Source organism: Companilactobacillus futsaii JCM 17355 (assembly GCF_001435505.1).
Taxonomy (GTDB): Bacteria; Bacillota; Bacilli; order Lactobacillales; family Lactobacillaceae; genus Companilactobacillus; species Companilactobacillus futsaii.
In genome coordinates this window covers 1-9,157 of the sequence record NZ_AZDO01000082.1, presented here as the reverse complement: position 1 = coordinate 9,157, position 9,157 = coordinate 1, and the positions used below count along the sequence as shown (strand labels likewise).

Below are 9,157 nucleotides of genomic sequence, written 5' to 3'. Positions count from 1 at the left end.
ATGGAAAATATTAAGTTTTAAAAAATGTTCGGTTATTTCTTGCAATCTGCCATATAAAAAACCTCTTCATCAAAAGTCTGTCTGTTTTCTCCTTACGCTTTGTATAGTACCATCTGTCTACCTCATAACTAGTCCGAAATTGTTAAGAATTTCTTACAAGAAGTGAATCATTTCTTCAAAAGGTAGTATTTAACCAGATTCGACTGCATTGCGTATGGAAGCGCTTGATTGACTTCATAAATATATTTAAACCCTAATGATTCCAATAAATTCTGTGGTGCCTGATTATCTTTTTCACTTGATGCCCAAATTTCTGTTAAATTCAATTCGTCAAAACCATAATCGATCAACAGTTGAACTGACTCTTTAGCGAAACCCTGGTTGCGAAACTTCCTATTAATTACGAATCCTACTTCCCTAGTTAACAACAAGTCACCACTTTCACCACGTTTGTTCATTTCAATTATTCCGATCATCTGATCGGTATTTTTCTTGGCAATGACAAAAGCGCCTTCTCGTCTTTGATACATTTCCAACAAGCTGTGGGCAAAACCTTCATCAGTCGTATATTCTAGTCCGGCCAGTTTATGATTATCTTTGTCATATACCAATTCTAAGAATTCCGGAAAATCTTTTTTTTGAAAATCTCGAATAATTATTTTGTTTCCTATTAGATTCATGGCTACATTCCTTGTCTTTTCAGTCTAATTTCTAGGTTTTTGATACACAGTCATTTATAATAAATTTAGTTCGAATAGAAAGGTGTGATTTGTATGGATTTAGATTTTAAGGGAAAAACAATTACTACTTATGGTGATCCTTTGACTGTAGGTGAAAAGTTCCCTGATTTTACTGTTCTAAATAAAGATAACAATGAGGTCAAGTTGAGCAGTTTCTTAGACAAGCCTCTACTTATCAGTGTTGTTCCAGATATCAATACTAGTGTCTGCAGTGTGCAAACTAAACATTTCAATGAGGAAATTGACGGACATTCTGATATCAACTTCGTTACAATTTCAACTAATACTCCAGAAGAACAATCTCACTGGTGTGCTGCTGAAGGTGTTAAGAATATGGTCATGTTATCCGACATCGACCATGACTTTGGTAAGAAATCAGAGATTTGGATCAGAGATATTAACATTTTAGCTCGTTCCGTTTGGGTCGTTGATAAGAATGGTGAAATCATCTATTCCGAAATCGTACCTGTTCAAACTGATGAACCTAGCTATGATAAGGTTCTTGGTCAATTAAATGAATTAGTAAAATAGAAAAAAATTAAGGTAGCCGTTTGACTGCCTTTTTTTAATGCTTAATTTAACGCCGACGATGCTTTACAAAAGTTACGAAATGCAAGATACAAGCCAGCAAGACAAAGAAGATCACTGTAAAACTGACGTAGTTCAACCAGAAGTTGTTTTCAATCCAGCCTTGAAGTGGTATCTGAATCCCCATCGTAATCAATGCCATTATTGCAATCATGAAGAATAGTTGAATATATCTTTTCACAGTTGAATCATCCTTTCTCTTTTTGACTGATATCTTTTTTGCATACTTGTGACACAGTTCTTTCTTATTATTAGGGATTTCTTTCATCCCAAAAGTATTTGGCAAAACTATCTCACCAACTTTGATCACGCCAGCAGCTGACATCACTCGGTCAATCGTTTTAAAACTCTCATCGGTGACACCAGTTAAAAAGTTCTCTAGCGTTGAGACGTAACAAGAACTGATACTTAAATAATGCTTATTTTTGAATTGCCCAGGAATCGTATCGCCATTTTCTTTGAAATAAACAAATTTTGGTCGCATACAATCGAAGAAATTCTTCAAAACACCGGATAGTTCACGAAAATAAGTTGGTGCCGCAAAGACCCAAACGTCGCTATCCATCAATTTTTGTGATAATTCATCCAAAACAGCATTTTTTTCATGATATTTATGTGGAGTTATCTCGTAATTTTCTAAATAGATAGTTTCAGTTTCGACACTAGGATCAACATTATCCAAAACTTCAGCTAACATTTTGGCATTGAGACCGTGTTCCTGATGTGAAGCTAATATTCCTAATATCTTCATATACTCTCCCCCTTTTTATTAATTTTAGTATAGACACATATAAGATACAAAAGACTAGCATTATCAAAAAATTGTTGCTACAGTATGGTTAACTAAGGAGGTTTTGAATTTTATGAAAGTTCTTATCATTGGTGCTCATGGAAAAGTCGGACACCTATTAATTGGAGAATTACAATCGAGAAACATCGATTTTGTTGCTGGATTGCGTAGTCAAGAACAGATCAAGGCCTACAATGAAAACAACATTGAAACACAATACATCGATTTGACTGCATCTTTAGATGAAATCAGTGAATCTATTGAAGAAAGTGGTGCTGATGTTATCGTCTTCTCCGCCGGTGCTGGTGGTGCAAGTGATGCTTTAACTATGGAGATTGACTTGGATGGCGCTATCAAGACTATGATGGTTGCTGAAGCTAATGATATCAAGCGTTATGTCATGGTCAGCTCGATGTTTAGTGACAACCGCGAGAAATGGGACTCTACCGGCATCAGACCTTATATGACTGCCAAACATTACGCTGACGACCATTTGCGTGGTACTAGTTTAGATTACACGATCGTTCATCCTGGCGCTTTAACTAACGACGATGGTATCGGTAAAATTCAGTTATTAGGTCCTAACGAGGCTGGTTCGATCCCTCGTGCTGACGTTGCTAAAGCCTTAGCTTTGATTATTGAGAATCCAGCTACGATCAAAAAAGAATATACTTTTGCTAGTGGTGACACACCGGCTGAAGAAGTTTTTAGATAGTTTGTCTTTTAGAGAAGTATTTTGCAATTTGTTTTGTGAGATGCTTTTTTCTTGGCTTGAGTAAATATAAATCCGAACAATATTTGATATAATTTTATTATTAATCGTCTTTTAGTTGTATTTTTTCATAATATCTGTAATACTTATGAAGTAAACAATAAAACCTTAGGGGGTTAATATCATGGAATCAGATCCAAATCTCAGTTTCATGGAAAAACTATTTCACCTTAAAGAAGCTAATACAACCGTTCGTCGTGAAGTATTGGCTGGCTTAACAACTTTTGTTTCAATGGCTTATATTTTATTCGTCAACCCACAAGTTTTAGGGGCAGCCGGAATGGATAAGGGGGCCGTCTTCACTGCTACTGCTCTTTCCGCAATTTTAGGTTCCGTCTTGATGGCGTTACTTGCTAATTATCCAATCGCCATTGCTCCAGGTTTGGGTGATAATGCCTTCTTTACTTATTCAGTCGTTTTAGCTATGGGCATTCCTTGGCAAACAGCTATGGCCGGAGTATTCATGTCCAGTATTTTATTCTTACTGATCTCTGTATTAAAATTACGTGAATTAGTCATCGATTCTATTCCACATGACTTAAAATTAGCTATGGCTGCCGGTATCGGTTTGTTTATCGCTTTTGTCGGTTTACAAGGTGGTGGCTTAGTCACAGCAAGTAAATCTACTTTAGTAGAAATGGGTTCTTTGACCGTTCCTACAACTTGGCTAACAATTTTCGGACTAGTCGCAACTGGTCTATTGATGGCCAAAAAAGTTCCCGGTTCAATTTTCATCGGGATGGTTTTGACAACTATTGTCGGTTTAATTACGAAATTAATTCCTCTTCCAAAACAAATCATCTCAACTATTCCTAGTATGAAACCAACCTTTGGTGTCGGGGTTGCCCACATGCCTGATCTCGCTAACCCACAGCTTTGGGCGGTCGTCTTAGTCTTCTTGTTGGTAGCGTTCTTCGATACGGCCGGTACTTTGATTGGTTTAGCTGAACAAGCTGGCTTCATGAAAGACAACAAGATGCCTCGTATTGGTAAAGCCTTAATGGCCGATTCTATTTCAATGCTTGGTGGTGCTGTCATGGGTACTACGCCAACCGCTGCCTTCGTTGAATCTTCTGCCGGTATCGCTGTTGGTGGTCGTACTGGTCTAACAGCTCTAGTTGTCAGTGTGATGTTTGCTATTTCAATGTTCTTCTCACCACTCTTGTCCATTGTAACTACCAACGTTACCGCTCCAGTTTTGATCATCGTTGGTATTTTGATGGCTCAATCAATGAAACAAATCGATTGGACTAAATTTGAAATCGCCATGCCAGCCTTTCTAACAATCGTTGGTATGCCTTTGACTTATAACATCTCTTACGGTTTCGCCTTTGGTATCTTGTTCTACCCTCTAACAATGTGGGCTGCTGGTCGCCGTAAGGAAGTTACTCCTATTATGTATATCTTGTTCTTTGTCTTTATCTTGTTGCTTTATATTATTAATATTTTACCTGGAAAATAAAAAATAGCCTTGCTAGAATGTACGTTCATTCTAACAAGGTTATTTTTATTCCCATCCATCATTATTATCAATTTTTATTTTCTTTAGAGAATCAGCTAAAACTTCCTCTTCACTAATTAATTTCTTCTTGCCTTCTTTTAATCTCTGACTTGCTTTAGACTCGACTTCTCTATCAAGGATTTCTTCATCCTTATCATCACTTTCTTGCATAATCATCCCTACCTTCAGTACAATTTGATTTCAAACGTATTATATATTTTCAAAATATTTTTAGAAACTTTTTTACTTACTCAGTTTAAAACTTTCTTTCACTCCAGAAACGTGTTATTTTTATGTTACTAACTTGGTGCGAAAGGTAGTGTAATCATGTCAGTCAAAGTTAAAGCAATCAATGGCGAGCAAGTAATAACCATTCCTAGTACCATCCACCCAATGGCAACAGAATATGAAATGTATCAAGGTTACGACGGAACAATCGTCTGCCTTCCTAAAAATAATGACAACAAAAGATCCGAAGCTGAATAATTTTGGCTTCGGATTTTTATTTGATTGATTAAATTAATTCTTTTGGATATAATACCTTTGTAAACGAAAAGAAGCCATGGGAATTGCGGTCCCATGACTTCAAACATCAGATGGAATAGATTTTTGTGGTAGCTAACCTTCGTGGTTAGCTTTTTTGATTGTCGCGATACCGTTCGCAAAATGCTCGAAAGCAATTGCAAAGATATACACTACAAAAGCGGTTTGCACCACACACACTCCAAACTTTTCCGATTGACATAGCAGGCACCTCCATCTTCCGGATTAAACGAGGGGTGCTGCTCTACTCAACATTCTGACTAAGCCAACCTGGGAGCTACCCAAGAATACATGACTATACAGTTAGTATATTTAATTTTGAGTGAATTTCCTAATTTATATCAAAAAAACTGACTCCGCAATTTGGAATCAGTTTTTTACTTACTTATTAAAATTGATTAATTGTAAACGAATGGCGTTCAATACAGCAATCAAAGTAACACCAACATCGGCAAAAACTGCTTGCCACATATCGACCATACCCAAAGCTCCCATTAATAAGAAGAGAACCTTAATTATTAAAGCAATGGAAATATTTTGGATAACGATTTGGCGGGTACGTTTGGCAATCTTCATTGCTTGAGCAACTTTGGATGGTTCATCGCCCATGATGACGATATCTGCAGCTTCAACGGCCGCATCTGATCCTAAGCCACCCATGGCAAAACCGATATCGGCTGTTGCTAGAACAGGTGTATCATTGATCCCATCACCAACGAAAGCCACTTTATGATTTGCTTGGTGAGATTTCTTTAACAATTTATTAACGATAGAAACTTTATTTTCTGGTAATAAATTAGTATAAACTCCACTCATCTTGAGCTTTTTAGCAATTGAGTGACCGACTTTTTCATTATCCCCTGTCAGCATGACCGTTTGCTTGATTCCACGGTTGTGCAACAAGTGAATGGCTTTTTGGGCATCAGTCTTGAGTTCGTCCGCAATCACGATGTGACCCCAGAATTTCTTACCAACAGCCACGTAAACAATTGTCCCGACGTCAGTTGATTTAACGAAATTGATACCAGATTCACGCATTGATTTGGCATTACCGACGATAACTCTTTGATCATCAACAACAGCAGTCAAACCGTGACCGGCAGATTCAGTGGCGTTTTCGATCGGTAAAATCTTGCCTGTATAAGCACTTTGAATCGAACTAGCAATCGGATGAGTTGAATTCTTCTCAACACTAGCGGCCATTTGCAAGAGTTGATCTTTGGTGATATCAGCGACTGGAGCAACTTTGACTACCGCGAATTTTCCACGAGTCAAGGTTCCAGTTTTGTCAAAAGCAACGGTATCAACTTTGTTCAAAGCTTCTAAGTAATTACTACCTTTGACCAAAATTCCTTGCTTAGATGCGGCCCCGATTCCTCCGAAGAAACTCAATGGCACCGAGATGACCAAGGCACATGGACAAGAAATCACTAGAAAAATCAATGCCCGATAAATCCAAGTATTCCAAGCTCCCTGCATGACTAGTGGTGGAATTACAGCCAATATCACGGCCAAAGCTACGACGATTGGCGTATATATTTTGGCAAATTTAGTAATGAACTTTTCGGCACCGGCTTTTTTGCTGCTGGCATTTTGTACTAGATCCAAAATCTTGGCAACAGTTGAATCGCTGTAAACTTTGGTAACTTTAATTTGTAAAGTCCCGTTTTGGTTGATTGATCCACTCAAGGCAGTGTCGCCAACTTGAATATTTTGGGGCATCGACTCCCCGGTCAAAGCTGAGGTATCAACTGATGAGCTGCCCAAAACTACAGTTCCATCTAAAGGAATTTTTTCTCCCGGACGAACGACGATAATTTGTCCGATTTGAACTGTGTTAGGGTCGACTTTTTTCATTTGGTTGTCGATTTTTAACATCGCAAAATTAGGTTTAACTTCTAACAATGCAGAAATTGATTTTTTGGAACGATTGACGGCAAGATCTTCGAAGACATTTCCCAATTCGTAAAACAACATGACGGCAATCGCTTCAGGATACTCTCCCAAAATAATGGCACCGATCGTGGCGATACTCATTAAGAAGTTTTCATCAAAAATTTCACCGTGAAAAATATTGCGAATGGCTTTATAAACAATCCGACTACCGATAACTAAGTACGCTGCGACCAACAAAATAACATTAATTGGACTCATTACCAGCGAACTTGAGCCTATTAGTAGTAAGATAAAAGATATCAACAGGCGAATAATAGTAAACTTAGTTTCTTTGCTAAATTCATTTTTGATTCGTTTGACTTTATTTTTTACTTTGTAATCAGTTTGGACATCGTATGATTTCATCGAGTTATCCTCCTTGAAAAGGTTTACATGTTCATTTGAATATATGAGCAATCATTCATATATAAATTATAATATAATAGGTTCTAATGAATTTCAACCTATTGCAATTAAGAGGACAACTTATGCCAGAACAAAATTTTGAAGTAGAGCACCAAAATGCACTCCATAATTTAAAACAAAATATCCCTAACGACGACGATCTCGAAGCGATGGTCAACATCTTCAAAGCCTTCGGCGACATGACGAGAGTAAAAATAATTCTTGCCTTGGCTGAAACACCATTAAGTGTTGGTGAAATTGCTGATACCCTTGATATGAGCCAGTCTTCTATCTCACATCAATTGAGTATTTTAAAACAGCTCAATCTTGTTTCTAATGCAAGACGTGGTCGTAACATCCATTACCGCTTGAGTGACCAGCATATTATTACGATTTTTAAGCAGACCAAAGAGCACATTATTGAAGATGAAAATGATTTTTAAGCCACTATTTTTTAGTGGTTTTTTCTTTGGGCAAAAATTGGCAGTTTTATTTTTTCAACTTTAATTGTTGATTATCAATTTCGTAAACTTCAGTTGCCGTAGCTTCAACAAAATAACGATCATGAGAAGTAAAAATTACTAATCCTGGATAATTTTTGATTAAATCTTGTAGAGCCGTAATAGTTGGTAAATCAATAAAACTTGTCGGTTCATCAAGAATCAAAACATTAGCCGGACGCAAGAAAACTAACGCCAAAGCAACCTTAGTAGCCTCGCCACCACTTAGATTTTTGACGGGTTCAGTAATTTGTTCATATCTAAAGCCTAAATTGTGCAAGACACTGCGAATAATTTTTTCTGGAAAATCACTTTTCTTCTCAATGAATTGCAATAAATTACTCGTACTGTTTAAATCGTAATCAGTTTGAGAATATTTTGAAAATTGCACTTTAGGTGATAATACGATGCTCTCTCCTTGAGAAACTATTTGATTCAACAAGGTTGTTTTTCCAATTCCATTGTCACCAACGATTGCGATCTTCTCACCATTTTTAAATTGAAAGTCAGTATTTTTTAATAAAATATTTTGACCAGCTTTCAAATTCAAATCGGCTCCCATAATTGGAAATTGATTGTGCAATTCTAAGGTTTTTGGTAGTGAAAAATGGACGACTTTGTCTTTAGTTGGAGATGTTACTTCTTTTAAGCGTGACAATTTTCCTTCAATAACCTTGGCAGTTTTTTGGACATTTTTTTGAATCGTATCTTTTTGTTTGGACGAAGATAGTCGATCAGGTCGGATATTTCTTTTCTTACGATTTGCTGAAACTTTGGACATCCGCGTTGCCTGTTTCTTTTTCTTTATTAAAGACTGCTCCAACTTTTGTTTTTCTCGCTGATAATTTTCAGATTCGTGTTCTTTTCGGGTAATAGCAGCCTTTTTTAAAGCCAAATAATCTGTATAGTTGCCAGCATATTCGGTGACTGTCCCATCTGCCACTTCCCAAATCTTAGTAGCGAGTTTATCCAAAAAATAACGATCATGCGAAACAAATATCAAAGTTCCGTAGTAATATTGCAGTTCACTAATTAATAAATCGACACTTTTTTCATCTAAATGCGTCGTGGGTTCATCCAAAATCAAACCCGGCTGGTAGTTAGACAGTACCTGAGTTAACCGATATTTTGAAGCCTCGCCACCACTCCACTTATTATTATTGCTTTTAGGAACGGCAAAACGAGATAGTAACTCACCATCCAAATTGTCAGACATCTGTGTGGTTTCTTCGACTTGTTTATAGTATGTAAAATCTATTTCTCTTTGAATATTTCCTTTTTCGGCTTTAAATTCACCATTAATTAATTTGAGCAATGAAGTCTTACCAACGGCGAATTTTATAATCAAGTTAGCCACCTTAAGAAAAAATAAATAAAAAAACA

General features: G+C 36.8%; 10 protein-coding genes. 5 read left to right on the top strand and 5 right to left on the bottom strand.

Annotated features, from left to right (window positions below):
- Positions 1–167: 167 nt before the first annotated feature.
- Entirely contained in the window at positions 168–680 is a 513-nt protein-coding gene (locus FC88_RS06960; protein WP_057814186.1) for a GNAT family N-acetyltransferase, read from the bottom strand.
- A gap of 93 nt (positions 681–773) precedes the next feature.
- On the opposite strand from FC88_RS06960, the gene tpx reads away from it, so the two are divergent.
- Entirely contained in the window at positions 774–1,271 is a 498-nt protein-coding gene (gene tpx / locus FC88_RS06955) for a thiol peroxidase (RefSeq protein ID WP_057814185.1), read from the top strand.
- Positions 1,272–1,317: 46 nt separating this feature from the next.
- On the opposite strand, the gene FC88_RS06950 is transcribed toward tpx, so the two are convergent.
- Positions 1,318–2,079: an NAD(P)H-dependent oxidoreductase gene (locus FC88_RS06950; protein ID WP_057814184.1), complete on the bottom strand. Its 762-nt coding sequence runs from the start codon at positions 2,077–2,079 to the stop codon at positions 1,318–1,320.
- A 112-nt stretch (positions 2,080–2,191) separates the two neighbouring features.
- Here FC88_RS06950 and FC88_RS06945 point away from each other — a divergent pair, with 112 nt between their 5' ends.
- On the top strand, positions 2,192–2,833 hold the full coding sequence (locus FC88_RS06945) for an SDR family oxidoreductase (protein WP_057814182.1): 642 nt from the start codon (positions 2,192–2,194) through the stop codon (positions 2,831–2,833).
- Between the two features lie 181 nt (positions 2,834–3,014).
- Positions 3,015–4,352: an NCS2 family permease gene (locus FC88_RS06940; protein WP_057814180.1), complete on the top strand. Its 1,338-nt coding sequence runs from the start codon at positions 3,015–3,017 to the stop codon at positions 4,350–4,352.
- 45 nt (positions 4,353–4,397) lie between these two features.
- Here FC88_RS06940 and FC88_RS12875 read toward each other — a convergent pair whose 3' ends face one another.
- Positions 4,398–4,562: a hypothetical protein gene (locus FC88_RS12875; RefSeq protein ID WP_162256539.1), complete on the bottom strand. Its 165-nt coding sequence runs from the start codon at positions 4,560–4,562 to the stop codon at positions 4,398–4,400.
- Positions 4,563–4,718: 156 nt separating this feature from the next.
- On the opposite strand from FC88_RS12875, the gene FC88_RS12870 reads away from it, so the two are divergent.
- Positions 4,719–4,877 carry a hypothetical protein gene (locus FC88_RS12870; RefSeq protein ID WP_157060448.1) on the top strand — a complete coding sequence of 53 codons (159 nt, stop codon included), beginning with the start codon at positions 4,719–4,721 and terminating at the stop codon, positions 4,875–4,877.
- Between the two features lie 438 nt (positions 4,878–5,315).
- Here the strand turns inward: FC88_RS12870 and FC88_RS06935 are convergent, their stop codons facing one another.
- The gene (locus FC88_RS06935; RefSeq protein ID WP_057814176.1) at positions 5,316–7,235 is read right to left on the bottom strand and encodes a heavy metal translocating P-type ATPase; all 1,920 of its coding nucleotides are present in this window, start codon (positions 7,233–7,235) and stop codon (positions 5,316–5,318) included.
- A gap of 122 nt (positions 7,236–7,357) precedes the next feature.
- Between FC88_RS06935 and FC88_RS06930 the strand changes: the two genes are divergently transcribed.
- Positions 7,358–7,717 carry an ArsR/SmtB family transcription factor gene (locus tag FC88_RS06930; RefSeq protein WP_057814167.1) on the top strand — a complete coding sequence of 120 codons (360 nt, stop codon included), beginning with the start codon at positions 7,358–7,360 and terminating at the stop codon, positions 7,715–7,717.
- A 46-nt stretch (positions 7,718–7,763) separates the two neighbouring features.
- Here the strand turns inward: FC88_RS06930 and abc-f are convergent, their stop codons facing one another.
- A complete protein-coding gene (gene abc-f / locus FC88_RS06925) occupies positions 7,764–9,122 on the bottom strand; it encodes a ribosomal protection-like ABC-F family protein (protein ID WP_157060447.1) in 1,359 nt (452 codons plus the stop codon).
- Positions 9,123–9,157: the final 35 nt, after the last annotated feature.

Excerpts from the sequence above, each read along its gene's own strand:
- FC88_RS12870 (WP_157060448.1), top strand. The coding sequence starts at position 4,719 with ATGTCAGTCAAAGTTAAAGCAATCAATGGCGAGCAAGTAATAACCATT.
- FC88_RS06960 (WP_057814186.1), bottom strand. The coding sequence starts at position 680 with ATGAATCTAATAGGAAACAAAATAATTATTCGAGATTTTCAAAAAAAA.
- FC88_RS06935 (WP_057814176.1), bottom strand. The coding sequence starts at position 7,235 with ATGAAATCATACGATGTCCAAACTGATTACAAAGTAAAAAATAAAGTC.
- FC88_RS06945 (WP_057814182.1), top strand. The coding sequence starts at position 2,192 with ATGAAAGTTCTTATCATTGGTGCTCATGGAAAAGTCGGACACCTATTA.
- FC88_RS06950 (WP_057814184.1), bottom strand. The coding sequence starts at position 2,079 with ATGAAGATATTAGGAATATTAGCTTCACATCAGGAACACGGTCTCAAT.
- FC88_RS12875 (WP_162256539.1), bottom strand. The coding sequence starts at position 4,562 with ATGCAAGAAAGTGATGATAAGGATGAAGAAATCCTTGATAGAGAAGTC.
- tpx (WP_057814185.1), top strand. The coding sequence starts at position 774 with ATGGATTTAGATTTTAAGGGAAAAACAATTACTACTTATGGTGATCCT.
- FC88_RS06930 (WP_057814167.1), top strand. The coding sequence starts at position 7,358 with ATGCCAGAACAAAATTTTGAAGTAGAGCACCAAAATGCACTCCATAAT.
- FC88_RS06940 (WP_057814180.1), top strand. The coding sequence starts at position 3,015 with ATGGAATCAGATCCAAATCTCAGTTTCATGGAAAAACTATTTCACCTT.